Below are 24,571 nucleotides of genomic sequence, written 5' to 3'. Positions count from 1 at the left end.
CGACCTCTAAAAACCATCCACCGACTCAACCTGAAAGCCTTCCATGAAAAAGCTCCTCACCGCACTCGCCCTGGCCCCCATGCTCCTCGTCGGCGCCCTGGCGCATGCTCAGGCCCACAACGACAAAGAGACCAAAGAGGACATCGCCCGCCACCGCGCCATGGCCGCCGCGCACGAGGCTGCTGCCAAGTGCCTGGAATCCGGCAAGGGCGAGGACATCTGCCAGAAGGAACTCCAGACTGCCTGCAAGGGTCTTGGGATTGGCAAATACTGCGGCATGAAGCACGCGCACTGAGCACGACTTACAGGTCACGGCACAGGTCACTGAGGCGATGGGCCTCCCGGCCCGCTACCATTTCTGAGAACGCAACAGGTCAGGTTTACCGCCATGGCAATCCCCCGCATCCACCATCACCCCGCCGCATCGCCCGATTCCGAAGCCAGCCGGCCCCGCGCTGCCCAGCGCGCTTGGGCGATGGTGGTGCTGGCATGGGCCGGTGCGGCACTGGCCCAGCAGCAGCCCACCAAGCCGGAGCCCGGCGCTTTCGAGCGTGCCACGGGCAAAAACCCCGCTGCGGCCCCGGCCGCCACCACCGCACCCGCGCTCTCTTCACCCTTGCCTGCGGGCGCGGGCACCGCCATGCCATCGGGCTCCGGCGCGGGCTACCACAGCCCCAACAGCCCGATTGCCCCGCTGCCCCAGCGCAATGACGTGGTGCCTTGGTCCGTGCTGACCGACCTGACCAAAAAGACCACAAAGGATGGCATCCTGCCCGTGTTCAACGACGCACAAAAGGGCATGGACAAGACCACGCAGCGCATCCAGGGTTTCATGGTGCCGCTGGATGCCAAGGGCACGCAGACGCACTTTTTGCTCACCTCCGTGCCGCTGACCTGCTCGTTCTGCCTGCCCGGCGGGCCCGAGAGCATGGTCGAGGTCAAGGCCAAGACCCCCGTGCGCTACTCGCTGGAACCTGTGGTGGTGGAGGGCAAGTTCTCCGTGCTCACGAACGACCAATACGGCCTGTACTACCGCGTGGTGGAAGCCGTGCCGGTGAAGTAGCTCTCCTAGAGCCTGCTCAAAGTCTTTTTTCCACCCGTGAACCCGTTGCTCCCCCCCCGGCTGACCGCGCTGTGGCGCCGCTTGCGCCAGCAGCTGCCCGCGCAGGCGGCCCTGGCCTGGCTGCTGCTGGCCCTGGTGGTGGTGCCCACGCTGGGGCGCCTGCACCAGGTGGAGCATGCGGGGGCGCTGGAGCAGATGCGCGCAGGCCACGCGCTGCAGGGTGCGCAACAAGCCACCGTGCGCCACGGGCTCTCTGCCGTTTCCCTCGCAGAAGCGGCAACGCCCGCCGCTGCATCCCCAGAAACAGGCCACGCCCACGGGCTGCTCTCACTGCTCTTGGCGCCCCACGCCCCGGTGGATTGCCTTTTGCTCGACCAGCTTGCGCTGGGCGATGCCCTGCACAGCGCACCCCAGGCGCTGCCCGCACCGGTGCCCGCGCAGGCACCACCGGTACAACATGCCGGGCGCTCTACAGCCCCGCACGTTGCGCTGTTCCAGGCGCGTGGCCCGCCCACGGCCTGACAAAGCCGCATCCGTGCCCAGCGTCAGCGGGGCTCCACCTTGTCGCAGCCTTGCAGGGCTGCGTAAGGAGCCCGTGGCGCCTGCGGCGCATTGCGCACCCGCCCCCGAATTGCTCATGAATTAATAGCTATCAGCGCTTTATGGGAAAGCGCTGGAAGCCATTTTTATTCCTATTTTTGCGCCCCGTGCGTGGAAACCATGTGCCTGCCTGCCTGGCCCCGCCAGCACCGGCCCATGCGCCACGCCCCACCCGACCCCATCGACGTACACGCACCCGTTGCGACACCGCACCATGACACACACCGCTCCCGATACCGCGCGCAATGCCACCCGCACCATCCGCACTTCCCGCCGCTTGGCTGCAGTTCTTCGCGGCCGTCCCGCCCTCCACCCCGTGGCCCTGGCTGCCATGCTGGCGCTGTCTGGCACCGGCGTGGCGCACGCGCAGGCCGCGCCGGGTGCCGCGCCTGCCGACAATAGTGCCGCCGCGCCCAGCCTGCCTCCCGTCACCGTCTCTGCCAGCGGCCTGCAACTGGGTGCCAACGACATGACTACCCCCGTGACCGTGCTGGAAGGCGACGAACTCGTACGCCGCCGTGAGGCCACGCTGGGTGAGACGCTCAACAGCGAGCCCGGCATCACCAGCAGCCATTTCGGCGCGGGCGCCAGCCGCCCCATCATCCGCGGCATGGACGGCCCGCGCGTGAAGGTGCTGAGTGACGGTGCCGAGCTGCACGACGCCTCCACCATCAGCCCCGACCACGCCGTGGTGTCCGAGCCGCTGCTGGCCACGCAGATCGAAGTGCTGCGCGGCCCCTCGGCCCTGGTCTATGGCAACGGCGCCGTGGGTGGCGTGGTCAATGTGCTCGACGGCAAGATCCCCACCGCCATCCCCCAGAAGGGCTACGAGGGCAGTGCCGAGCTGCGCGCCAACTCCGGCGCGGGTGAAAAAGCGGGCGCCTTCTCACTGACCGGCGGCACCGGCAACCTGGCCGTGCACGTGGAAGGCGTGGCGCGCGACGCCGGTGACTACCGCGTCGGCAAAGGCTGGGCGCCCGAGGGCGAACCCACCCGCAAGGTGCTGGGCAGCTTCAACCGCACCGACACCGGCAGCGTGGGCCTGTCGTGGGTGGGCGACCAAGGCTACCTGGGCGCCGCCTACACCCGCCAGACCGCCAAATACGGCCTGCCGGGCCACAACCACAGCTTTGAGGGCTGCCACACGCACGGCGACCATCTGCACTGCGGCGCCCATGCGGGTGACGAGGAAGACGGCCACGACCACGGCGCCGAGGCGGGCGACGTGCCCGTGGTCGACCTGCGCAGCGAACGCTTTGACATCCGCGGCGAGCTGCGCAACCCGTTTGCAGGCTTTTCGGCCCTGCGCCTGCGCGCCGGCGTCACCGACTACGTGCACGACGAGGTCGAGGACGGCGCCATCAGCACCACCTTCAAGAACAAGGCCTACGACACCCGCATCGAGCTGCAGCACGAGCCCATTGGTGGCTTCAAGGGCCTGATCGGCCTGCAGACCTCGCAGCGCAAGTTCAGCGCCGAGGGCGAAGAGGCCTATGTGGAGCCCACCATCACCCGCAAGCTGGGCTTCTTTGCGCTGGAGGAATACCGCCTGGGCGACTGGCGCTTTGAAGCCGCCCTGCGCCACGACCGCCAGACGGCAGAAGCCCAAACCAGCAGCATCGAACGCAGCCACAACGGAACGTCCGCGTCGCTGGGCGCGGTGTGGAAGTTCACGCCCGGCTACCAGGTCGGCACCTCGTTCACCCGCGCCAGCCGCGCGCCGTCGGCCGAAGAGCTGTACGCCAACGGCCTGCACATGGCCACCAGCACGTACGAACGCGGCAACGCGGACCTGAAGTCCGAGATCTCGCAAAACATCGACTTGAGCCTGAAGAAAACGAGCGGCGACACCACCTTCGGCGTCAGCGTCTTCCGCAACCGCATCAACAACTACATCTACGGCCGCACGCTCGATGAAGTGGAGGGCCTGCAACTGCTGCAGTACAGCCAGGCGGACGCCACCTTCACCGGCATCGAAGGCCAGGTGCGCCAGCGCCTGAACCGCAACCTGGGAATCACCCTGTTCGGCGACACCGTGCGCGCCCGTCTGGTTGGCGGCGGCCTACTGCCCCGCATCCCCGCCACCCGCGCCGGTCTCCGCCTGGACGGCAACTGGAACGCCTGGGAAGGTCAGGTCGAATGGGTGCAAGTGGCCCGCCAGAACCGCGTGGCAGAGTTTGAAACTGCCACACCCGGCTACGGCATGCTGAACCTGGGCGTCAGCTACAACGGCCAGTTCAGCAGCGGCACGCCGTGGCAGGTGTACCTGAAGGCCAACAACCTGACGGACCGCCTGGCGTATGCGCACACCTCCTTCATTAAGAACGCCGCGCCGTTGATGGGGCGGAATTTGACGGTGGGGGTGAAGGTGGCGTTTTGACGGGGATTCCGTCGTGATGTGAGCGAGCCAGCGGCGGAGGAGGGTGTTACTGGCTCGCACGCCTCCCGGCCCCAAACCACCCAAGCCACCGAGTCCAAAGGTGACTTGGATGCATGCCATACTCGCTTTGACGTGGTTGATTTTTCGATCCGCCAAGGCGACGCTGCCTCAGTCCCGGTGATGACGCGCACCCGATTCGGAAATGGGATTGGCACCGCAGCAGGCCGCCCAACGCCGGGTTGCGCGACGCGCGAAGGACTTGTTCGGCGCGGCCCTGCATGAATCTGACCCATTTGCAATAGCCCTGCATGCCCACCACTCCCACGCCGTCCGCAAAACTGCTGCAATTGTTACCCGAGGCGGTGGTGCAAACCGATGCGCTGTGGGAGATCACTTATCTGAATCCGGCGTGGCACAAGCTCACCGGCCATTCGGTGGCGTCGGCGCTTGGCAGGTCATTGCTTGAATTCGTGCATCCCGACGACATCGGCACCATGCGCTCGGGCATGCCGGTGTTCCGCTTGCGCTTTGCCGACGCGGCCTATCGCTGGGTGCGTCTGCAGCTCCACCCGGAGACGGATGCTGCGGATCGGGTGATCAGCCGCCAGGGTGTCCTGATCGAGATTACCGAGGTCACCGAGCAGGTGCTGGTGGAAATTCGCCAGCGCTTTCTGCGCTTGCTGGAAACCATTGATGGCGTGGTGTGGGAAGCTGAAATCGGCGTGGGCAATACCTTCCTGAGCCCGCAGGTCGAACGCTTGTTCGGTTACTCCGTGGAGGAGTGGCGTTCTGACCCGGGCTTCTGGCGCGCGCATGTGCATCCCGATGATCTGGAGCAGGCCCTGCTGATCGACGATGCCGCATACAACGCCACGCACAGCCATGCCTACGAGATGAGTTATCGGCTGATTGCCAAGTCCGGCAAGGTCGTGTGGGTGCGTGATCTGTGCCGCGCAGTGGTCGAGCCGGGGCGGCCGAACCGCATGATCGGCCTGATGATCGACGTCACCCAGCAGAAGAACACCGAACTCGAGTTGTTGCGCTCCGAAAACCGCTATTCGCTGGCGACGCGCGGATCCAATGACGGTATCTGGGATTGGGACTTGCGAACGGACGCCCTGCACGTGTCCGGGCGTTTTCTCCAGATCGTCGGGCTGGGTAGCCGCGATCATGTGCATGACGGAGGCTGGCGCTTTCTCGAGCAGCTCATCGATCCCGAGGATCGCGTGCGCGTGCAGGAGGCCTACCGGAGGCACCTATCGGGGAGCAGCCCGAACTTTTCGGTGGATTTCCGCGCGTTCCACGGGGCGGGGCGGCTGGTGTGGGTCAATTGGCGCGGGCTCGCCGAGTTCGAAGACGGCGTTGCGGTGCGCATGGCAGGGTCGTTGAGCGATCTGGCCGAACGTGGCAGTTCCTACGATGCGCTGACCAACTTGCCCGGCCGGCCGTTGTTCCGCGATCGCCTCGCGCATCTCATCGCGCTGCACCAGAACGAGGTGGTGAACGGTGATGGCGTGCCGGCACGCGATGGAGCCACGATGTTCGCCGTGCTGCTGCTGGATCTCAACAGTTTCAAGGCCGTCAATGACAGCTACGGGCACCATGTGGGCGACCAGCTGTTGCAACAGGTGGCACGGCGGCTCGAATCCTGCGTGCGGGCGGTGGATCTGGTCGCCCGCATGGGTGGCGACGAGTTCAATGTGCTGTTGGAGTCCATTGATCCCGCTGAAGCCAGCCAACGCGCTGGGCAGATTGCCGCCGCCCTGGAAGTGCCTTACGTGATTGGCAGGCACACCGTGATCAGTGGTGCGAGTATCGGATTGGCCAGCAGCGCATCCAGGCTGGCGACGGTCGACGACTACCTGCGCGCTGCAGACACCGCCATGTACCGGGCCAAAAGTCAGTCATTGGGCGTGTGCGTGTTTCAATAAAGCGTGTCAGGGACAATTGCCTGCGAGGCTGTCGCATGGCTTGCCTTCCTCATCCCCTTCTGGTTTTCGGTGGTTTCGCTGGGGTGCTTCCAGTGCGCTTGTGCCTGGGACCAGGGGGTTATTGCTGGTCGATGGCTGCTGCCTCCATTGGAGGCCGGTAATCGAACATGTTTTTGGACTTCCGCGCTTGTTCATCAAGCGCCATTAGCTATCATAAAAATAGCAGGCAATAGTACCCCGGCTTTGCGTTGACCGTGGCAGGCCTTGACGGATGGGGCACGCTCGGCGCCAGCCAACCCAAGGGGCCTTGCCTTGATCAGAACAAAACGGGCTTTCCAGAGTTTGGCGCGCTGGCACCTGAACACCAGCACGTCTGCGACGAATTCAAAGATGCTGGTTGGAAGACCGGTCACGATGCCCAGAGCAGAGGCGGGTCAAGCGGGATACGCCGAGCCCGAATCCGGGGGCACGCGCGCAGCCCGCACGGGTAACATATTGAGGCGCCGAGGCTGGCAGGGGCGGCGATCGGAGCAGTCAACGGGGACCAAGTGCCTCGGGGCGGCGCAACATGCTCACCAACCGTGGAAACCAAAAAATGTTCAAAAAAAGTGTCTGGAAGTGGCTGGGATCACTTGCTTGTTTGCTGGGCGCAGTGGGGGCGGCCCAAGCGCAGTCCACCACTTACGTGGCCACCGCTGCAGGCAACTACACGGGTTTCACAAACTTCACGGTGTGCGGCACGCCACCGTGCCAGAACTTCACCGCGGCGATGAGCACGTCTGGCTCGTTCACAACCACCGCGCCGCTGGCAGCCAACCTGGCGTCTGCGCAGTTGGGCGCCTTGGTGTCGGCCTTCAGTTTTTCAGATGGCCTGACCACATACACCCATACAGACCCGAATACCCGGGTCTGGAACTTCCGGGTCACGACCGATGCGAGCGGGGCAATTACGGGTGTGAACATTCTTATCCAGCGCTGGATTTCGGGCGCAGCGCCCCACAACATCGGCGACCGGTTTTCCTTCTTCGAGACCAGCACCACAGCTGCAAGGCACAACATGTTCTGCAGTGGGATCGCCGTTTCCACCGCCGGCGTGGCAGATTCATGCGGCTTCGCCGGCAGCGATACCAGCACCTCTTCTGCAATCCCTGTTTCGCTGGTGTGGTCTGCTGCGGTGGCAGCTTCCTCCATACCGACCCTTTCCGAGTGGGCGTTGATGGCCATGGCGGGGTGGATGGCGATGGTTGCATTTCAGCGGCTGCAGCGCCGTGACGGCAAGCGCTTGGCGCATGGGCAGCGCTGACAACAACAACACGGTGCTGGTCGCACACCCATTCAGCGCACCTCTTTTGGCGGAGCTGGTGGCTCGACAGGTGCAAATCATCGAAGCTCGGCGGAGCGATCCCGCCGTACCTCGCCCAAAAACGCCATGTTTCGGAGAGGCTGTCCCGGCCTGTTAAGCGATCTCCCCCGTTCGTCCTCACCACCACCCATTTCCGCACATGACCGATCCACAGATCCCCACCCTCTATGAATGGCTTGGCGGCATGGAGGCACTCACCCGCTTGACCACCCGTTTCTACGAGCGTGTTCACGACGATGCGGTGCTGGCGCGGGTCTTCGCACACATGGGGGCCGAGCATCCGGCCCATGTAGCGGCGTTTCTGGCGGAGGTGCTGGGTGGCCCGGCGGCCTATTCGGCGCACCACGGCGGGCACCCCCACATGATCCAGCAGCACCTGAATCGGCACCTCACGCAGGCGCAGCGGCGGCAATGGGTGGGCCTTCTGCTGGACACGGCAGACGAGTTGGGCATGCCGGAAGACCCGGAGTTCCGGTCCGCGCTGGTGGGCTACCTGGAATGGGGTTCGCGCTTGGCCGTGATCAATTCGCAGCCGGGCGCATCCGTCGACGAGAACGCCCCGATGCCCCGGTGGGGATGGGGCGAAGTCAAAGGGCCCTACACCGGCTGAGCGGCGCGGCCTTGCAGACCGGGTGCGACGCAAGGAAGTGCTTTCCCGGGGACGGTTGGCGCAGATCATCGGCCGCTTCGTTCATGTGCCAGTGCCAAATTGCGGGACCGATGGAGTGGGTTTCCCCCACGGGCATGGCCTTTCGCACCCGCTCACTGCATGTTTTCGGAGTATTTGCGCCGATCTTTCGGATAACCACGAGATGATCTGCAGTGAGGCGGCATGTTATATTCACACTGGTAACTATCTGTTTTATAAAATCAACAATGCTGATTGATAATTTTATATTAATGCGAATTGATATAAATATCGCATGAATATATGATTTTCTTCATTTCCTTGCTGTTGATTATATGGCCTTCGCAGCGTTGGGCCTCACGCTTTGCCAGGTCGCCGGCCGACGGTTTCTGGATTTTTATTGCAAGCGTGATGCTTCAGGTTGGCGCGCTTGCAAGCCTGACTTCCCTGGTTCACAAATTGAATCCAGCGGCGTGGATGCTGCTTCAAGTGCTTGTTTGTATTGCCACCTTGCAATTCACCAAGAGTATGGGCCGGCCCACGCTTCGTGGTTTTCTGGAGGCGTGGGGAGGGCAGCGCGCAAGGCTGGCAGCATTTTGGATGGGATTGTCACAGTGGGGGGTGATAACACTGGTTGCCATTTGCGCGATCCTCTTCGTGTCGCTGGTGATGCAGGCCGCAGCCCCTATTCAAAATTACGACGACAGGATGTACCACGCCTCACGGGTCATCTACTGGATTCAGCACCAGACGGTATTCCCGTTTGACACGCACAACATCCGGCAGACGATGATTCCCTTTGGCAGTGAGTTGTTTTTTCTGTGGCCGGTGCTGCTGACGAAAGCCGAGGCCGTGGGCCGCCTTGTGTTTTGGCTGGCATTCCCGCTGGCCGCAATGGGGCAATATTACCTATTGCGTGCGCTGAAATTAAGCCAGACGGTTGCTCTGGTGGGTGTGCTGATTTTGATATCCACGCCGCTTGTAGCATTCAGTGCAACGGGGCTCAAGCCAGAAATCTGGTCCATCGTCACCTTGCTGGGTGTTGCCTATTGGGTGGTTTCCATTTGCACCCAGCCTGACGGATCGAAGCTCAAGTATTTTTTCCTGGGGATTTTTACGGTATTGAGCATCAATGTCCGGTCTTTTCCTGTATCGATCATCCCCAGCTTGCTGCTGATCTTGTGGTGGGCACCGGGTCCATTTTCATTCACGGCGCGATTCAAGGCCCTCGCCGCAGGATGGGTGTGTGCGGGTGTTTTGAGTTCGCTGCTCATTCCATTGGCATTCAACACGGCGCTCTACCAGCATCCCCTGGGGCCCCAGGAAGTCCGGCGGGTTGTGCAGGCGGATATCACACCGCAGGTGATTTATACACACGCCGTTCGTTTTGTATTCTTGCTCCTGGAGTTGCCGGACGTTCCGGCTTCGTCCGAAACACGGTCCCGCATCAGCAGCGCAGCCAACCAATTCATTTATTCCGTGGGCGCAGGTGCCCCCCTGGCGGGTGAAAACAAGGGCTCGTGGCCAGGTAGTTTCGTGTATTCGTTGCCAGAGCACTCCACACGGTTTTCGTTGTGGGGGCTGCTATGGATTCCTGTGTTGCTGATCGCCGCGCCGCTTCTGATTCGCAACGTGGTGACAACCTGGCCACACGTGAGGCTGACTGCGGTTTCAGCACAAACGCTGCTGGCCGTTCCGTTGCTGGGAGCCGTTCTTTTTGGCGCGCGGTGGATGGCCCAGTCTGAAGTGCCGGGGCGATTTCTCATCGGCCCTTATGCATTGCTGCTACCCATCGGCATTGCCTTGATCGCACCGCACCTTTCGACAAAGAAATTTGCCCAGGCCCTTGTTGCGATGGTGGTCGCCTATTCTGCATACCAACCCATGAGGGCTCTGGCTTACGACGCCGTACAGGCGATTGCAGCACCCGCGTCGGAAAAACTGCTCAGCGAGCCTTTCGAGGAAGTTACCGGGTCGATGATGCCGACGGGCTCCCGCATTCTTTTCGTAGGAAACCAGGATGCCCGCGACTATTCACTCTTTTCACCAGAAACAGGTTTTTCCAATGCGGTGATCCCTTGGGGCACGGGGCCTTTTGATCCGGAACGAATGGGCCGGTTGATTGCAGCGGAAAAAGTGACCCACGTCTTGATACAGAACGACAACCAAGTGTTCTTCGAGTGGTTCCCGACCGTCGATACCCGCGAAATGGTGAAGTGGCTGACCGTACAAGCCGGACTGAAGGCCATCCCCCTCAAGACACCCCGCATGCGGTTGTTTGAAGTCAGCGGCACCGCTTTGGTGAACGAGCGGCCCTTCCAGACGGCGGAAGCGCCCCCCGCTGCGCCATTGATCAGGATCGACGACGCCCTCAAAACCAAGGTGGGGATCGACCCAGCCTCACTGGAGACACCGTGGCCCATTGAGAATCTTGGGCGCAGAGAGCATGGGTTCCTGTGGATGGGGCAGGGGCATGCCGAGGGCATCGAGTTCGCGCTGTGGTCCCGGGAAGACCGCGATGTGGACATCCGGTTCGATGTATCCCCGGGCCACGGCCTGACGGCGCCCGACCGCCGGGTCATGGTGCTGCATGGCGGCATCCCTGTGGGTGGTGAACACACCTTCCGGGGGAAGGCTTCCGTCGTGGCACGCACCCGTCTCCATGCGGGGCGGAACACCCTCAGTTTCTTTGCAACGGATACCGCCACGATCAAGCCGCTGCCCAATGGAGATACCCGGAACCTGGTGATTGGCCTTCACGAGATTCGCATCGGACAGGCGCAAGTTGCGGCCGCGGGCGCGACGCGGTCAACTTCGCCCGACAAAGGGGGGCAAGACCCCAGTCCCACGCGCCATGGCGAGTTGGCACACAGCGCGCTCAAGGCGGTGGGCCTGATCAGCCGCCGCCAGCAGGTTGAAGGCTACTGGCTGACCTCCTACACCAGCGAAGAGCGCTTTGAAAAGCCGAAGCTGGAGATGAACACCTACGTCACATCGATGGTGGTCGATGTTCTCGGCCCAAAGCCTGGCCCCGCCGGGCTGGGAGGAAGCCTGGAACGGGCACGCACCCATCTGCGCAACCAGATCGAGGCCAACGGACTCGTTCGATACCACGGCCGGCCTGACGGCGCTGCCATGACCGCACACGGGCTGTGCCCCATCACGCCCGATTCCGACGATACCGCCCTGGTTTGGAGGCTGGCGCCCGGCGCCGATGCACTGCGATCACCCGCCCTGGCGGCGCTGATGCAGTACCGCACCGCCGAAGGCCTGTACAAAACCTGGCTGGGGCAACGCAATGAATACCGGTGCATCGACCCGGGCGCCGACCCGAATCCCACCGACGTGGCCATCCAGATGCATGTGCTGATGTGGCTGGCGCAGGCCGACCCACCGGCGGCCCAGTCGCTGTGCAGCGCACTTCGCCACGCCATCGACCAGGACCGCCTCTGGGTTTATTACCGAAGGGCTCCGCTGGTACCCGCCATGCGCCAGGCCGACATGAAAGCCGTTGGCTGTGATGTGCAACTGCCCCCATCGCGTTTGCAAACGGCCGTGCCAGGGCAAGAAATCTGGCTGAACGCGGGCCACATGCTGCAGCGGCTGGAGGAGCGCACCGGCAAGGCACCCACGTCAGCGGAGGTTCTTGGGTTGTTGCAGGAGCTGTCGAAAAATGACTTCTCGCTGGTCAAGCTGAATCCGCCTTTGCTGTACCACAACGATCTCACCGCCTCGGTACGCAGGTTCTATTGGTCGGAAGACGTGGGGTATGCGATCTGGCTGAAGCTGTATCTGGAAAGCGTGCGCCTGGGCCTTCTGGCCGCCAATGACAGCAACAACAACAGCAACGCAGCCGATGGCGAGCGCACGGTTCAGAAAACGCCATGATGGACAGTCCCAAAAGAGCCCGGTGGTTTTTGCGCTTGTTGTCGTGCATTCGATTCGACGAGGTGCTGGTGCTCCAGGGTGCGCCGTTGCTGGGCGCCGTGTTTGCCATGGGCCACTTCACGCACCAGAGCGCGGCGCTGCTGTTGCTGCTGGCTGCTGGAAACGCCTTCCTCGTGGCCCACGTCTTCATGCTCAACGATTGGTCTGGCGTTCACCAGGATCTTCGGGACCCGACCCGATCGGCAGGGGTTTTTCTGAATCGTGGTATCCGGCGCAATGAGATCGGAGCGTTGCTGCTCATCCTGCTCTTGCTGAGCCTGATGGCTTTCAGCCAGTTGGGCCGTACAACGCTGGTGATTGGGCTGATGATCGCGGTCGCGAGCGCACTGTATTCCGTCCCCCATGTCTACATGAAGGGCATCCCGCTTGCGAACTCACTGCTCCATGTGGTCAGTGGGTTGCTGCACTTTTTGCTGGGCTACTCGGTATTTAAAAACCCTGACATGAATGGCCTGCAGATCGGATTATTTTTTGCCACCATATTCAGTGCAGGACACCTGACGCAAGAAGTACGCGACTGCGATGCAGATTTCCGCAACGGCATTCAAACCAATGCCGTGAAATTTGGCAAGAAACAGAGTTTCATTGCCAGCTTCGTGCTTTTCACGCTGGCCGATGCCCTGTTGATCGCGCTGGCCATGAAGGGGACGGTCCCGCAGTTGCTGGCCCTTCTTGTTGCAGCGATCTACCCCGTGCATTTGTATTGGATGCTGCAGGCGCTGCGCGAAGGCCTCACGTTCGAGGCTGTGCGTCGCCTACAGGCGCGCTATCGCGTGCTTTACGCGGGCATCGGCATCGCCATGGTCGTTTTTGTGATTTTGGCGTAAAAAAATCGCTGCCATTTTTGGTAATGGTCTATTGTTGCCAATGAAAATAACGTGCAAACAAAAATAATCTCAAAAATGCAACGCATGCCTTCCTCGACGAAGCTGACGATTGTCATTCCGTGCTTTAACGAGAAAAACACAATTCGGGCCATTGTGGATGCGGTGCGCGCGGCACCTTTTCCGTTGAAAGAAATCATTGTTGTCGATGATTTTTCAACGGACGGAACCAGAGAGATACTTGCGAATGAGTTGGCTGGCAAGATTGACAGGCTTGTCTTTCATGAAACCAATCTAGGCAAGGGGGCGGCACTCAGGTCTGGCATCCAACATGCCACCGGGGATATCGTCATCATTCAGGATGCCGATCTTGAATACAACCCAGATGAATATCAGATTTTGATAGAACCTATTTTATCCAACAGGGCTGATGTAGTGTTCAGCTCGCGCTTCATCGGTGGAAATTGCCACCGCGTTTTGTACTTCTGGCATCGCGTGGGCAATGGGTTCCTGACATTGGCCTCCAACGTATTCACCAACTTGAATTTGACGGACATGGAGTCCTGCTACAAGGCTTTCCGGCGCGAAATAATCCAATCCATCCGCATTGAAGAAAACAGATTCGGATTCGAACCGGAGATCGTGGCCAAAGTCTCGAAATTGCGCTGCCGCATCTACGAGGTGGGAATTTCCTATTTCGGAAGAACCTACGATGAAGGCAAGAAAATCGGATGGAAGGATGGTGTAAGAGCCCTCTACTGCATCGTAAAATACAATATCTTTCGGTGATTGTGTTGATCAACATCGATGATTAATATTTCACTCCGAATATCTTTGGCGACCTTTCCCCAAACCAGCGTGGCCAAGAATAATTGGTTCGCCCTGCGGTGCAGGATGTCGCGCTGATGGAGGGGTCTGTGGTGATCGGTGCGCAGAGTGCCAGGATTTCCCCCCACGGGGCTACGCGCCTTGTGCTTTTTGGAGGGCTCCCAGGTTCAGGCAAGTCTCATGCAGCCAGGCGCCTGGAGGCTCTGGGCTGGATGCTCTACGACGACTTTCAGGATCAGGCGGCGGGGGATTCTCCCCATTTCAGGGATTCCAGGCACTACACAGGCCTGGTCTCCAAGCTCCGCGCAGGCCATCGGTGCGTGGTCATCGACCTTCGCATGATCCACAAGGCCTATCGCAAAGGGGCCGCCACCGCGCTGCTTCGAGATGCCGGGCACATCGTCTCTGAACTCCATCTTTTCGAAAACAACCCCGTGCAATGCGCCCAGAACGTCCGCCATGCGGGTGATGCATTGCGTGAAAGCCTGCGCCTGCGAGAGATCAGCCACTGGACAAAGCGCTTCTCCGCACCGTCCCATGCGGTGGTGCACCCGGTTTGGCGGCTACCAGATTCGGTGGCGTGACCCGAGAGTCAGGCCTCGGCGCACTGCGGCTTTCGACTTGCTTTCATCCCCCCTCGGTAAAAGCACAGTGGCCGGAGCCCGCCCGCAGGCGGCATGATCGCAGCATGAAACTGCTGTTGGTCGAAGACGATTTTGATCTGGCCGGTGCCTTGAGCCGCAGCTTGGTGGCGCGCGGTTTTGAAGTGCTGTGCTGTGCCGACGGCAAAGAGGCCCTGGCGGCGGCGCGGCGCACGGCTTTTGATGTGATCACGCTCGACCTGTCCTTGCCGGGCCTGGATGGTCTGGAGGTGCTGCGGCGCCTGCGCGATGGCGGCAGCACCACGCCCGTGCTGGCGCTGACGGCCCGCGCCGCGGTGACCGACCGGGTGGCGGGGCTGGAGGCCGGGGCCGACGACTATCTGGCCAAACCTTTTGATCTGGACGAGCTGGTGGCGCGCCTGCGGGCGCTCACGCGCCGGGTGGGGCGCGACGGGCAGTTGCGCTGCGGCACGCTGTACCGCGACCCGGCCAGTGGCGTGTTCTACAACGATGCGCTGCCGCTGGAGCTGTCGCAGCGCGAGGCTGAACTGCTGCGGCTCCTGATGTCGCGCATCGACCGGGTGGTCAGCAAGGAAGAGCTGCGCACCCAGGTGTTTGCCAACACGGATGAGCAGGTGCAGGCCGATGCGGTCGAGGTGGTGGTGCACCGGCTGCGCAAGAAACTCGTGGGCACCAATGCCGAAATCGTCACGCTGCGCGGCGTGGGCTACCTGCTGTGCGATGCCGACAGCATGGCCGCGCAAAAAGGGGAGAAAAGCGACAAGGGCGACAAAGCCGAAAAAGGAGGGGCCCCCCGGTGAGCGTGCATTGGAGGCACTGGCACCCGCGCGGCGGCTCGCTGCAACGGCTGCTGCTGGTGTGGCTGCTGGGGCCGCTGTGGGCGCTGGTGGCCCTGATCACCGCCGCGCACGTGGTGCAGCAGGTGCGGCACGGCGCCGCAGCGCAGGACGAAGCCCTGCGCACCGCATTGGCGCACTGGCCAGCGGTCTTGCCTGGTGCATCCGATGAATCCCCCCTGGGGCCAGCCCCTGCGGCGTGGTTTCGCGAAAGCCGCGTGGATGGCGAGCGCCTGGCTGGCAGCGCCGCCTTGCCGCGTGTGCCGCCCACCGAGGCGGTGCAAGGGCAGGGCAGTGTGCATTTCTACCTGGCGCAAGTGGGGGACCAACTGGTGCGGGTGGCGGTCACGCTGCACCAGCCGCCTGCGGCAACGGGGGACGGGCAGGGCGCCGGCGAGCCCGTGGTGCGCCAGGTCGCCCGCCCATTGAGCGAACGGGTGCCCAGCGTGTCCCGCCTGCTGGGCGGCGGCGCCGGTTTGCGCACGGTGTACCTGCTGGCGCTGGCCATGACCGCCGTGGTGGTGGTGCTGGCACGCACGGCCTCGGAATGGCTGCGGCACGCGGATGTGTCACTGACCCAGCCGGGTGCAGGCAGCCCGGGCCATGGGTATGAAGGCCCGTCCGAACTTGCGCCGGCCGTGCAGCATTTTGGCGAGCTGCAGCAAAGCCAGAACCGCTGGATCGAGGAGCAGCGGCGCTTTCTGGCCGATGCCACGCACCAGCTGCGTACCCCCATGGCGGTGCTGCGCACGCAGCTGCAGTCGGCCATTTCTGGCGACATGCTGGTGGCCGATGCCCTGCACCAGATGCTGCACACGGTGGACCGGGCCTCGGGCCTGGCCAACCAGCTGCTGAGCCTGAGCAAGGTGGAGCAGCTCAAGCGCATGGGCGAGCTGCCCAGCGTGGACCTGAACGCCATTGCGCGCGAGGCCGTGATGGAGCTGGCGCCGCTGATCGCCGCCAAGCGGCTCGACTTTGCGCTGGAAGGCCCCGAACTGTCGGCCCCCGGCGACGCGGCCTTGCTGGGGGAGCTGATGCGCAACCTGCTGGCCAACGCCATCCACCACACGCCCGCGCACGGGCGGCTGGGGGTGCTGCTGCGCAATTGCACCGGCCGGCGGGAGGTGCTGGTGTGGGACGAAGGCCCTGGCATAGACGATGCCGTGCGGCAGCGGTTGTTCCAGCCGTTTTCTGCGGGCAAGGGCGGCGTGGGCCTGGGGCTGTCGATCTGTCGGCAGATCGCGGAGTCGATGGGTGCCGAGGTCACGCTGTTCAACCGTCTTGATGGAGGCCAGGTCATTGGCGTGGACGCCGTGGTGGCGTGGAACTAAGCCCCATTCGCTCACAGAACCCATCCGCAACCCGCAGCATGCCAGCCCGCATTTCAAGTCCGTTTTTCATCCACCGCTTTTTTACCCTTCCGTGTTTGACGCATTCACCGCGTGCCCCATGACGACCCCCGCTGCTTCCTACGGCATTGAATTCCAGGGCGTGTGCAAACGCTACGGCGCTTCTGAAAGCGACCCGCTGGTGGTGGACCACATCAGCTTCACGGTGCCGCGTGGCACGCTCACCACCATCCTGGGGCCGTCGGGCTGCGGCAAGACCACCACGTTGCGCATGATTGCCGGGCTCGAATCACCCACGGCGGGCCGCATCTTCATCGACGGCCAGGAGGTCACCACCCTCGGTCCGGCGCAACGCAATGTGAGCCTGGTGTTCCAGAGCTATGCACTGTTTCCGCACATGAATGTGATCGACAACGTGTGTTACGGGCTGCAAACGGCCCACTCCGACAAAGAGCAGGTGCGCGACAAGGCCCGCGCCATGCTCGACACCGTGGGCCTGCATGGCCTGGACCTGCGCAGGCCCCACGAACTGTCCGGCGGGCAGCAACAGCGCGTGGCGCTGGCGCGGGCACTGGCGCTGGAACCCGCCGTGCTGCTGTTTGACGAACCGCTGTCCAACCTGGACGCCCGGCTGCGGCGCTCCATGCGCGAGGAAATCCGCGCACTGCAGCAGCGCCTGCGGTTGACCGTGGCCTATGTCACCCACGACCAGAGCGAGGCGCTGGCGGTCAGCGACCAGATTGTGGTGATGAACAAGGGCGCCATCGCCCAGCGCGGCGCGCCCAGTGAGCTGTATGAGCAGCCTGCGTCCGAGTTTGTGGCGGGCTTCATGGGCGAGGCCATGCTGTTCGAGGGCCACAACCACGCGGCAGATACGGTAAACCCGGCAGGCGGCAGCTATGCCCAGCTCGGCCCCTTGCGCGTGCCGTCGTCCGCCGCGCTGGCGCCTGGCCCCGTCAAGATCGCGGTGCGGCCTGAGGCCTGGGTCATCGGGCCTGCCACGTCTACCGGGGTGGCGGCGCGGCTGACCAAACGCACCTACCTGGGCAGCATCATGGAATACACATTTGCCAGCGCGCTGGGCGAGATCTTCGTGGTCTCGCCCCAGGTGCAATTGGAGCTGGATGTGGGGGCCCCCGTGAGCCTGACGCTGGCCGACCACGGTGTCTCCGTGGTCGGCAGGTGAGGCGCAGTGCCATTCGTCCATTCCATTTTTCTATTGGAGCGCTATCCGCATGCACTACGCCGTTGCGATCTTTGACCTGGACAACTGCCTGCTCGACGCGCGGGCCGTGGGGCCGTTGTTCGAGCCTGCTTTTGAAGCCATCCGGCAGGCCAATCGGCACACGCTGACCCCCGCCGTGCTGGAGCAGGCCCTGCACCAATGCTGGTTCACGGCGTTTGACCTGGTGGCGGAGCGCTACCGCTTCACGCCGGCCATGCGCGCGGCGGGCTGGCAGCAGTTCAGCCAGATGCAGGTGCGCGCGCCGCTGCAGGGCTACCCCGACGTCGGTCTGCTGCCGCGGATTCCCTTGCGGCGCTACCTGGTCACCAGTGGATTTCGGCGCCTGCAGGACAGCAAGATCGATGCGCTCGGCATCCGGCCGTGGTTTGAACAGGTGCTCATCGACGCCATTGATGACCCCCTGGACAAAGTCGGTGCCCTGCACGGCAAACGGCCCCTCTTCGAGCAGATCCTGGCGCGCGAAGGCTGCACACCGCAGCAGGCCCTGGTGATTGGAGACAACCCTCTGTCCGAACTGGCAGCCGGACGCGCTCTGGGGGCCACCACCGTGCAGACCGTGCGGCCCGGTGTGCAGCCCTGGGAGCTGGCCGACCACCAGGTGGAAGGGCTGGAAGGCGTGTTGAAGCTGTTGTCGCCGGCCAGCCAACGGCAGGCGGACGCCTTGCCCGCGCGGGCCTGAACGCAGCGGCCATCGCGCAAACGCAGGCCCTGCCTCAGCCAAATTTGCGGACCAGCCGGGCCACCGTGCCCCAGGTGCGCGTGGTGGCGGGCAGGCCCAGCAGCTGTTCGGCAAACACGTTCGGGTTTCCCGGAGTCTTGCCGGTCAGGTGGCTCAGCGACAGCAGCTCGGCGTCGGTGTAGAGCAGCACCTGGACGTCTCTGCGGGCATTGCAGGTAGGCAGCGCGGGCAATACCTTCGCGTCGTCGTGCAGAAAGGTCACGTAGAAGTCGTAGATGGGCGGCGCCTTGTCCATGCCCACAAACGGATCGCGAGCCATCAGCGTGTGCAGGTAGGCCATGGTCCGCACAAATACGGGTTCGTCAAATCCATGCCCGGTGGCCAACGCCTGCTGCACCGTCCGTGCAATCTTGCGCGCGGGCCGCACGCCGCGCGCGCTGAAGGCGACCGTGCCATTGGTCTGGAACGAGGCGGCTTCATCGGCCCCGGCTTGCACAAATGCGCTTTCCAGCGCGGCACGCGACGGCGCATTGCCATGGCCCAGGTTCAGATTGCGGAAGAAGGCGGCGAACTTCATGGGCGGAAGGAACAGGGCGGTGTTTCAGAATACCTCACAGCGCCACATCGGCTGCCATCGGTACAAGCGCGAGCGGGTTCTGCTTCCAGTTCGTAGAGGATTGGATTGAATTGAATTGGAAGAAAATAGCCGCCCAGCGCTTTATGGTATTGCGCCAATAGCTATTAAAATAATAGCAAATGGAGGCGGTGCTTCGCCAGTCAAGCCACAATAGGGGCCCGCCCATTGTTCGCCTGCCGGTTTGTACCTTGAACTCCGCTGTCTTCACCTCGCTGATCCCCGTCATCCTGTTCATCGCCATCGGCTTTTACGTGGGACGGCGCGGCTGGATTCGGGCGGCGGCGGTGAAGGACCTGGCCAACCTGGTGTTCATGGTGCTCACACCCGCGCTGCTGTTTCGCACCATGAGCACGGTGCACATCCAGGACCTCGACTTCGGCCCGGTGGGCATCTACTTTGTGGCATTTGGCATGGTGTACGCGGCCACGCTGGCACTGCAGGGCTTTAACACGCTGGCAGCGGCGCGGGCGCTGGCCAACACCTTCAGCAACACGCTGATGATCGGCGTACCGCTGGTGGGCCTGGTGTTTGGCGACGCGGGGCTGGTCACTCTGTTCACGCTGATCTCGGTGCACTCGCTCATCCTGCTGACCGCTGCCACCGTGGTGTTTGAACTGGCCGCCGCACGCGAACATGCAGGCCGCGAGGGCGGGGCGCAGCAGCCCCTGTGGCGGACCGTGCTGCAGGCCATGCGCAACGGCATCGTGCACCCGGTGCCACTTCCCATCATTGCGGGCCTGCTGTTTGCACAGACCGGTCTGGTCGTGCCACAGGTGGTGGACAAACCCTTGCTGCTGCTGGGCCAGGCGCTGGGGCCGATTGCGCTGCTGCTGGTGGGGGTGACGCTGGCGTTTACCAAGGTCGGCCACCACTTCAAGGCGGCCCTGCGCATTGCACTCGTCAAATGCGTCCTGCACCCCATCGTGCTGACCGCACTGGGCTGGGCACTGGGCCTGTCAGGCATGCCGCTGGCGGTCATGATCGTGGCGGCCTCGCTGCCGGTGGGGGCCAACGTGTTCCTGTTTGCGCAGCGTTATGCGGTAGCCGAGGACGAGGTGACGGCGAGTGTGGCGGTGTCTACCGCGCTGGGGTTGGTGACGATGCCGGTCGTGATCCTGGGGGTAACGCGCTGGGTGGCGAACTGAATTTGAAAGGATGGGCTGCACGGCGTTTTTCCGCTGTCCGTTGCCCGCCGGGGAAACCCAGCCGTGCAGGCGGTTCACGCTGCCCTCACTTTTGCGGCTGCAGGAAGTCCGTCAGGCGCTGAAACCACAGCACTTCGACAAAGTCACCACGGATGACAAGGTCCTCTGTGCGCAGCGCGGTGAGAAACGCGTCTTTGCTTTCCTTCGCAGACAAAACTGCGAATCCCTTGGCAGCATCCTTAAATACGAGGGTGAACTTTGGACAATCCGTCAGCCCGGCCGCAGAGCGTACCTTTCCGTCGTCAATACGAAAGTGGCGGCCAGCACCGTCCAAGGTCTGGATCTGAAACACCAGCGTCTTGTCTTTCACATGGCGGGCGCACTCCGCATTTTTCTTGACGGCCCGCTGCAGCAGCTTTGCCAGCAGCCACAACAACAATTTGAACTTCATGGTGCTTCGCTCTCTTTGGTGGGTATTTCTGTGTGCGGCCAGCAGTTACTCGTCCAGAAACTGCCGGGCATGTCTGACGAAGCGCTCTGGATACTGAAACTGTGCTGCGTGGCCCGCATCGGGGTAGATGAACAGCTGGGCATTGGGAATGTGCTGGCTCATGTGCCAGGAGTTGATGCTCGGAATCATCACGTCGTCCGTCCCGTTGAGGATGAAAGTCGGCTGTGTGATCTCTCGCAGATGCGCAAACGGGTCGTTGGGATCGAGCTTCGGCAGGTAGTACATGTTGGCTTCGATTTGCGCCTGGACCACTTCTGGCGAACTGGGCGGGTCTTGCTCCGCTCTCTCGTGGCGGCGTTTCCAGAAATTCCGCCCCGCCTGGCGCGCGGCTTCTGATCGGCCAAAGAAGAGGAACAGGAAGTCGTCGATGGTGGGTACCGGTCTGGGCGCGCGCTCCGCAACGCCCGGGTCCGATTCGGGGTTGCCGCCTCGCGGCCCTGTGCCGAGCAGCATCAGCTTGCGCACCAGGTCAGGATGGCGCCGCGTCAAGTCCTGAGCCTGGAAGCCGCCGAGCGAGAACCCCAGCACATCGACCTTTTGAAGACCCAGAGCGCGTATCACGGCGGCCGCATCGTCAGCCATGTGTTCGATCCGCGTGCGGGGCTTGCCCAAAGAGGATGCAACCCCCCGACCGTTGTACAGGATGACTTCGCGCCCCGCGGCAAGCCCGTCGGTCATGACGGGATCCCAATGGTCCATGCCGCCTCGAAAGTGCTGAATCATGAAGAGGGGTGGCTGGTCTGTCGCTGTGTTGCCCCAGCGGCGATAGGCGAAACGGTCGCCGTCTACCTCCACAAAGCGGGTGGGTACCGTGAGGTGGGTATCACTCATGTCAAAAGCCTTCCGTGGATGGGTGTGTTGTTCGATTTCAGTTCGGCGCTGTGTTGGCAGCGCCAACTGCGGCCTGCCAAGCACTGGTGTTGCCACCCGAGACGCGAATCGACGCGTCAAGAAGCACACTCCAAAGCACGACCGCTTGTTGAGCAGCCCGGGCACCACCGTGCGCTAGGCGCTCAGCATCGCGCGGTCTGCAAGCACAGTCGGGCGCGCCGGGTGCTCAACCAGCGAGCGTCGGATAGTCCGTGTAGCCCTTGGCACCGGGCGTGTAGAACGAGGTGGGGTCGGGCGCGTTCAAAGGCGCGTCTTGGCGCATGCGCTCGACCAGGTCAGGGTTGGCGAGGAAAGCCCTGCCCATGGCGACCAGGTCCGCGCGGCCTTCGCTCAGCGCCTGTTGTGCACTGGCCTTGTCCTGTCCGCCTGCGAGGATGAAGGGGCCGTGGAACGCAGCCCTCAAGTCGGCCTTCAGCTTTGCCGGGACGGGCGGGGTGCCCATCGACGAATGGTCCAGAACGTGAACGTACATGAGACCGAGTGCGGAGAGTTCCTTCACCAGCGCCAGATACTGTTCGTCCACGCCTTCGAATGCGCTGGCGGCATTGACCACGCCGTAGGGCGACAGGCGGATGCCGACGCGCTCAGCACCGATCTCCTTGGCGGCAGCACGGGCAACCTCAAGCACCAGGCGATTGCGCCCTTCGGCCGTGCCGCCGTAGCCGTCGGTGCGGCGGTTGATGTTGGCGTTCAGGAATTGCTCGAGCAAGTAACCGTTGGCGGCGTGCAATTCGATGCCATCAAAACCAGCTTGAATCGCAAGGCGCGCGGCCGTTGCGTATTCGCCGATGGCGGTCTGGATATCGGCCTCGGTCATGGCGCGCGGCGGCGTGTGCGGCTGCATGCCTTGCGTATCGGTCCACATTTCGCCAGGGCAGGTCTCGGGCGACGGCCCCAGCACCTCGGCACCCGCAGGCATGTTGACCTGGTGGCTCACACGGCCTGTGTACATCAGCTGCACGACGATCTTGCCGCGCTGGGCATGGACTGCATCCGTCACCAGCCTCCAGCCTTGCACCTGGGCTTCGTTAAACAGGCCGGGAATGCGGGCATAACCCAAACCGTTGGGTGACGGCGAGGTTCCTTCCGTGATGATGAGGCCGGCGCTTGCGCGCTGGGCGTAGTAGGTGGTCATCAAACTGTTGGGCGTGTTGTTCTCGCTCGCGCGGCTGCGCGTGAGCGGCGACATCACCGTGCGATTGCTGAGCTGCGTGGCGCGCAGGGAGAAGGGTTCGAAGAGCATGGGTGTCCTTGGATAGTGGAAAGGGGGAGGGGGGAGGGGCGTGGATAGGAAGTCAGCAGCCCCCGGTCTGTTCTATCGGGCGAGGAACTCGAGCGAGCTGGCGACGAAGTCAGCATGGAACTGGAATGCCCCACCATGACCCGCATCGGGATAGATGATCAGTTGGCTATTTGGTAGCCGCCGCGCCAGGTCGTGCGTGTTGATCGTCGGGACCATCCTGTCGTTGTCGCCATTGACGACGAGCACCGGCTGCCTGATCCGGGAAAGATCGGCGGGCGCCTTCTTGCCCCAGGCGCTCAGGGCCTGCAACTGGGCCACGTAGGCGCTCGTGGTGATGTCCTTGTCACGGTTGTCGGTGCGCTCAGACAGCCGCTTCAAGAATGCCTTGCCGGCTTCGATACCGTTGGGGGTGCGGGTGAAGAACAGGAACTGTTTGGGATCTTGGCCCGTGAGAAGGCCTCGCAAAAGATCCAGATTGGCGACCCCCGCAACGGAGCTGATGCCTTCACCACCCGCTGGGCCCGTGCCGGCGAGGATCATCTTGCGAACCAGATCTGGCTCCTTCAAGGCAATCTCCTGGGCAATCATTCCGCCCATCGAGAAACCGAACAGATCGACCTGCTGGTAGCCCTTGGCCTTGATGAAGGTGATCGCATCGTCGGCCATCTGCTCCACGGTGGTCGATGGCGCGCCGCTGGATGCGCCCACCCCCCGGTTGTCGAATGCGATCACATGGCGCTGCGCTGCCAGCCCGTCCACGACCCGTGGGTCCCAGTTGTCCAAGACCGCAGCCAGATGGACCAGCAGAATCAGAGGTGTCCCGCCGTGGTGCTTGCCCAGTTCACGGTAGGCAAAGTCAACCCCGCCCGCCGAGATGGTCTGCGTGGGAACCTTGACCCAGGTCGGCCGCTCTTGGCTTGCGACTGGCACGGCACGGCTTGTGCCATCGGGCGCAGCCTGTTGGGCATGCGATGGGGTGGAGGCAAAAGGGGCGGCCAGCGCAAGCAGCGTGGCGGCCGCTTTTTTCAGCAGTGGAGTCATGGGAGGGCTTTCGCTAGGCCAAAGACACAAGGGCGGGGTATCGGGGCATGCTCAGCCCAGTGGGTGGAGGTAGCTCGGCCTGGCTGCCGTCATGCCGTTTTTGACCAGCATGGTGAGTTCGTCCGCAAGGACTTCATCGAGACCCGCCTCGAGTCCATCCAGCGCACGCTGAACGATTTTTTCAGGGCTTGACTTGGGCACATCGAATCCCCGGGTGAGGTCGGTGTCCACGTACGCCATGTGCAGGCCGAGCACCTGGGTTTTCTGGGCCAGCAACTCGTTGCGCAGGGCATTGGTGAGCGACCAGGCGGCAGATTTGCTGGCGGAGTAGGCGGCCAGCTCTCCGCCGTTCACCCAGGAGGCAACGGACAGCACATTCAGCAGGGCGCCGCCGCCATTGCTCTTCAGGATGGGCGCAAAGGCCTTGCTCATGCGCAGCACGGAGAAGAAATTGGTCTCGAAGATGCGGCGTGCGACCTCTTCGCTGTCGTCAGCGAGAAATCCCCCTGGCTGGGCGATGCCCGCGTTGTTGATGAGCAAGGTCACGTCCCCGGCCTGGGCGACAGCGTTTGCGACTTCGTCGGGCTTGGTCACGTCGAGCTTCAGCGCATGCACACCGGGCAGGGTGACAGAGGCGGGGTCCCGGGCGGCGGCATAGACTTTGCGCGCACCACGGTTCAACAGTTCACGAGCAAAGGCCAGGCCGATGCCACGGTTGGCGCCCGTCACGAGGGCTACAGCGTTTTCAATCTTCATAAAAAACTCCAGTCCAAAAATCAAGAATTCGTTGCGCAGGGCAAAGCCA

Annotated in this window: 22 protein-coding genes; 16 read left to right on the top strand and 6 right to left on the bottom strand. The window is 62.9% G+C overall.

Annotated features, from left to right (window positions below; translation table 11 throughout):
• Window positions 1-43: 43 nt before the first annotated feature.
• From ASE39_RS14695 to ASE39_RS14625, 15 genes are all read left to right on the top strand, one after another.
• Complete coding sequence (locus ASE39_RS14695; RefSeq protein ID WP_057224408.1) at window positions 44-295, top strand: hypothetical protein; 252 nt, start codon at window positions 44-46, stop codon at window positions 293-295.
• 180 nt (window positions 296-475) lie between these two features.
• A complete protein-coding gene (locus tag ASE39_RS14690; RefSeq protein ID WP_057271838.1) occupies window positions 476-1,063 on the top strand; it encodes a DUF3299 domain-containing protein in 588 nt (195 codons plus the stop codon).
• A 36-nt stretch (window positions 1,064-1,099) separates the two neighbouring features.
• Window positions 1,100-1,585: a hypothetical protein gene (locus ASE39_RS14685; RefSeq protein WP_242421455.1), complete on the top strand. Its 486-nt coding sequence runs from the start codon at window positions 1,100-1,102 to the stop codon at window positions 1,583-1,585.
• A 409-nt stretch (window positions 1,586-1,994) separates the two neighbouring features.
• Complete coding sequence (locus ASE39_RS14680; RefSeq protein WP_242421470.1) at window positions 1,995-4,043, top strand: TonB-dependent receptor; 2,049 nt, start codon at window positions 1,995-1,997, stop codon at window positions 4,041-4,043.
• A gap of 308 nt (window positions 4,044-4,351) precedes the next feature.
• Window positions 4,352-5,974: a sensor domain-containing diguanylate cyclase gene (locus tag ASE39_RS14675; protein ID WP_057271637.1), complete on the top strand. Its 1,623-nt coding sequence runs from the start codon at window positions 4,352-4,354 to the stop codon at window positions 5,972-5,974.
• Between the two features lie 568 nt (window positions 5,975-6,542).
• Window positions 6,543-7,277 carry an IPTL-CTERM sorting domain-containing protein gene (locus ASE39_RS26490; protein ID WP_140426792.1) on the top strand — a complete coding sequence of 245 codons (735 nt, stop codon included), beginning with the start codon at window positions 6,543-6,545 and terminating at the stop codon, window positions 7,275-7,277.
• A gap of 199 nt (window positions 7,278-7,476) precedes the next feature.
• Window positions 7,477-7,947: a group II truncated hemoglobin gene (locus ASE39_RS14665; RefSeq protein WP_057271635.1), complete on the top strand. Its 471-nt coding sequence runs from the start codon at window positions 7,477-7,479 to the stop codon at window positions 7,945-7,947.
• A gap of 321 nt (window positions 7,948-8,268) precedes the next feature.
• Window positions 8,269-11,853, top strand: coding sequence for a glycosyltransferase family 39 protein (locus tag ASE39_RS14660; protein WP_140426791.1), 3,585 nt, complete (start codon window positions 8,269-8,271; stop codon window positions 11,851-11,853).
• Entirely contained in the window at window positions 11,850-12,740 is an 891-nt protein-coding gene (locus ASE39_RS14655) for a UbiA family prenyltransferase (protein ID WP_082615457.1), read from the top strand. The genes ASE39_RS14660 and ASE39_RS14655 overlap by 4 nt, the downstream gene beginning before the upstream one ends.
• 75 nt (window positions 12,741-12,815) lie before the next feature.
• Entirely contained in the window at window positions 12,816-13,526 is a 711-nt protein-coding gene (locus tag ASE39_RS14650) for a glycosyltransferase family 2 protein (protein ID WP_242421454.1), read from the top strand.
• A 251-nt stretch (window positions 13,527-13,777) separates the two neighbouring features.
• Window positions 13,778-14,149, top strand: coding sequence for a hypothetical protein (locus ASE39_RS26485; RefSeq protein ID WP_158004256.1), 372 nt, complete (start codon window positions 13,778-13,780; stop codon window positions 14,147-14,149).
• Window positions 14,150-14,253: 104 nt separating this feature from the next.
• Window positions 14,254-14,988 carry a response regulator transcription factor gene (locus tag ASE39_RS14640; RefSeq protein ID WP_057271631.1) on the top strand — a complete coding sequence of 245 codons (735 nt, stop codon included), beginning with the start codon at window positions 14,254-14,256 and terminating at the stop codon, window positions 14,986-14,988.
• Complete coding sequence (locus ASE39_RS14635; RefSeq protein ID WP_057271630.1) at window positions 14,985-16,355, top strand: HAMP domain-containing sensor histidine kinase; 1,371 nt, start codon at window positions 14,985-14,987, stop codon at window positions 16,353-16,355. The genes ASE39_RS14640 and ASE39_RS14635 overlap by 4 nt, the downstream gene beginning before the upstream one ends.
• A gap of 118 nt (window positions 16,356-16,473) precedes the next feature.
• Window positions 16,474-17,559, top strand: coding sequence for an ABC transporter ATP-binding protein (locus ASE39_RS14630; protein ID WP_057271629.1), 1,086 nt, complete (start codon window positions 16,474-16,476; stop codon window positions 17,557-17,559).
• A gap of 49 nt (window positions 17,560-17,608) precedes the next feature.
• On the top strand, window positions 17,609-18,298 hold the full coding sequence (locus tag ASE39_RS14625) for an HAD family hydrolase (protein WP_057224420.1): 690 nt from the start codon (window positions 17,609-17,611) through the stop codon (window positions 18,296-18,298).
• Between the two features lie 34 nt (window positions 18,299-18,332).
• Here ASE39_RS14625 and ASE39_RS14620 read toward each other — a convergent pair whose 3' ends face one another.
• Complete coding sequence (locus ASE39_RS14620; protein WP_010458237.1) at window positions 18,333-18,875, bottom strand: DUF1697 domain-containing protein; 543 nt, start codon at window positions 18,873-18,875, stop codon at window positions 18,333-18,335.
• A gap of 248 nt (window positions 18,876-19,123) precedes the next feature.
• Here ASE39_RS14620 and ASE39_RS14615 point away from each other — a divergent pair, with 248 nt between their 5' ends.
• Entirely contained in the window at window positions 19,124-20,080 is a 957-nt protein-coding gene (locus tag ASE39_RS14615) for an AEC family transporter (protein ID WP_057271628.1), read from the top strand.
• Window positions 20,081-20,165: 85 nt separating this feature from the next.
• On the opposite strand, the gene ASE39_RS14610 is transcribed toward ASE39_RS14615, so the two are convergent.
• From ASE39_RS14610 to ASE39_RS14590, 5 genes are all read right to left on the bottom strand, one after another.
• Window positions 20,166-20,531, bottom strand: coding sequence for a hypothetical protein (locus ASE39_RS14610; RefSeq protein ID WP_057271627.1), 366 nt, complete (start codon window positions 20,529-20,531; stop codon window positions 20,166-20,168).
• 45 nt (window positions 20,532-20,576) lie between these two features.
• Window positions 20,577-21,422 carry an alpha/beta hydrolase gene (locus ASE39_RS14605; RefSeq protein ID WP_057271626.1) on the bottom strand — a complete coding sequence of 282 codons (846 nt, stop codon included), beginning with the start codon at window positions 21,420-21,422 and terminating at the stop codon, window positions 20,577-20,579.
• A gap of 226 nt (window positions 21,423-21,648) precedes the next feature.
• Entirely contained in the window at window positions 21,649-22,725 is a 1,077-nt protein-coding gene (locus ASE39_RS14600; protein ID WP_057271625.1) for an alkene reductase, read from the bottom strand.
• A 72-nt stretch (window positions 22,726-22,797) separates the two neighbouring features.
• A complete protein-coding gene (locus tag ASE39_RS14595; protein ID WP_199864280.1) occupies window positions 22,798-23,766 on the bottom strand; it encodes an alpha/beta hydrolase in 969 nt (322 codons plus the stop codon).
• A 51-nt stretch (window positions 23,767-23,817) separates the two neighbouring features.
• On the bottom strand, window positions 23,818-24,522 hold the full coding sequence (locus tag ASE39_RS14590; RefSeq protein WP_057225252.1) for an SDR family oxidoreductase: 705 nt from the start codon (window positions 24,520-24,522) through the stop codon (window positions 23,818-23,820).
• Between the last annotated feature and the right edge of the window lie 49 nt (window positions 24,523-24,571).

The sequence above is a fragment of the Acidovorax sp. Root267 genome (assembly GCF_001429215.1).
Lineage (GTDB): Bacteria > Pseudomonadota > Gammaproteobacteria > Burkholderiales > Burkholderiaceae_C > Acidovorax > Acidovorax radicis.
Note: the sequence above shows the minus strand (reverse complement) of the source record. Positions and strands in the feature narration are given on the sequence as shown.

Bases quoted from the DNA above. Each gene is read 5' to 3' on its own strand.
- ASE39_RS14630 (WP_057271629.1), top strand. From the start codon at position 16,474: ATGACGACCCCCGCTGCTTCCTACGGCATTGAATTCCAGGGCGTGTGC.
- ASE39_RS14600 (WP_057271625.1), bottom strand. From the start codon at position 22,725: ATGCTCTTCGAACCCTTCTCCCTGCGCGCCACGCAGCTCAGCAATCGC.
- ASE39_RS14675 (WP_057271637.1), top strand. From the start codon at position 4,352: ATGCCCACCACTCCCACGCCGTCCGCAAAACTGCTGCAATTGTTACCC.
- ASE39_RS14610 (WP_057271627.1), bottom strand. From the start codon at position 20,531: ATGAAGTTCAAATTGTTGTTGTGGCTGCTGGCAAAGCTGCTGCAGCGG.
- ASE39_RS14695 (WP_057224408.1), top strand. From the start codon at position 44: ATGAAAAAGCTCCTCACCGCACTCGCCCTGGCCCCCATGCTCCTCGTC.
- ASE39_RS14650 (WP_242421454.1), top strand. From the start codon at position 12,816: ATGCAACGCATGCCTTCCTCGACGAAGCTGACGATTGTCATTCCGTGC.
- ASE39_RS14605 (WP_057271626.1), bottom strand. From the start codon at position 21,422: ATGAGTGATACCCACCTCACGGTACCCACCCGCTTTGTGGAGGTAGAC.
- ASE39_RS14590 (WP_057225252.1), bottom strand. From the start codon at position 24,522: ATGAAGATTGAAAACGCTGTAGCCCTCGTGACGGGCGCCAACCGTGGC.
- ASE39_RS26490 (WP_140426792.1), top strand. From the start codon at position 6,543: ATGCTCACCAACCGTGGAAACCAAAAAATGTTCAAAAAAAGTGTCTGG.
- ASE39_RS14640 (WP_057271631.1), top strand. From the start codon at position 14,254: ATGAAACTGCTGTTGGTCGAAGACGATTTTGATCTGGCCGGTGCCTTG.
- ASE39_RS14690 (WP_057271838.1), top strand. From the start codon at position 476: ATGGTGGTGCTGGCATGGGCCGGTGCGGCACTGGCCCAGCAGCAGCCC.
- ASE39_RS14655 (WP_082615457.1), top strand. From the start codon at position 11,850: ATGATGGACAGTCCCAAAAGAGCCCGGTGGTTTTTGCGCTTGTTGTCG.
- ASE39_RS14625 (WP_057224420.1), top strand. From the start codon at position 17,609: ATGCACTACGCCGTTGCGATCTTTGACCTGGACAACTGCCTGCTCGAC.
- ASE39_RS14680 (WP_242421470.1), top strand. From the start codon at position 1,995: ATGCTGGCGCTGTCTGGCACCGGCGTGGCGCACGCGCAGGCCGCGCCG.
- ASE39_RS26485 (WP_158004256.1), top strand. From the start codon at position 13,778: ATGCTCTACGACGACTTTCAGGATCAGGCGGCGGGGGATTCTCCCCAT.
- ASE39_RS14665 (WP_057271635.1), top strand. From the start codon at position 7,477: ATGACCGATCCACAGATCCCCACCCTCTATGAATGGCTTGGCGGCATG.
- ASE39_RS14660 (WP_140426791.1), top strand. From the start codon at position 8,269: ATGATTTTCTTCATTTCCTTGCTGTTGATTATATGGCCTTCGCAGCGT.
- ASE39_RS14595 (WP_199864280.1), bottom strand. From the start codon at position 23,766: ATGACTCCACTGCTGAAAAAAGCGGCCGCCACGCTGCTTGCGCTGGCC.
- ASE39_RS14620 (WP_010458237.1), bottom strand. From the start codon at position 18,875: ATGAAGTTCGCCGCCTTCTTCCGCAATCTGAACCTGGGCCATGGCAAT.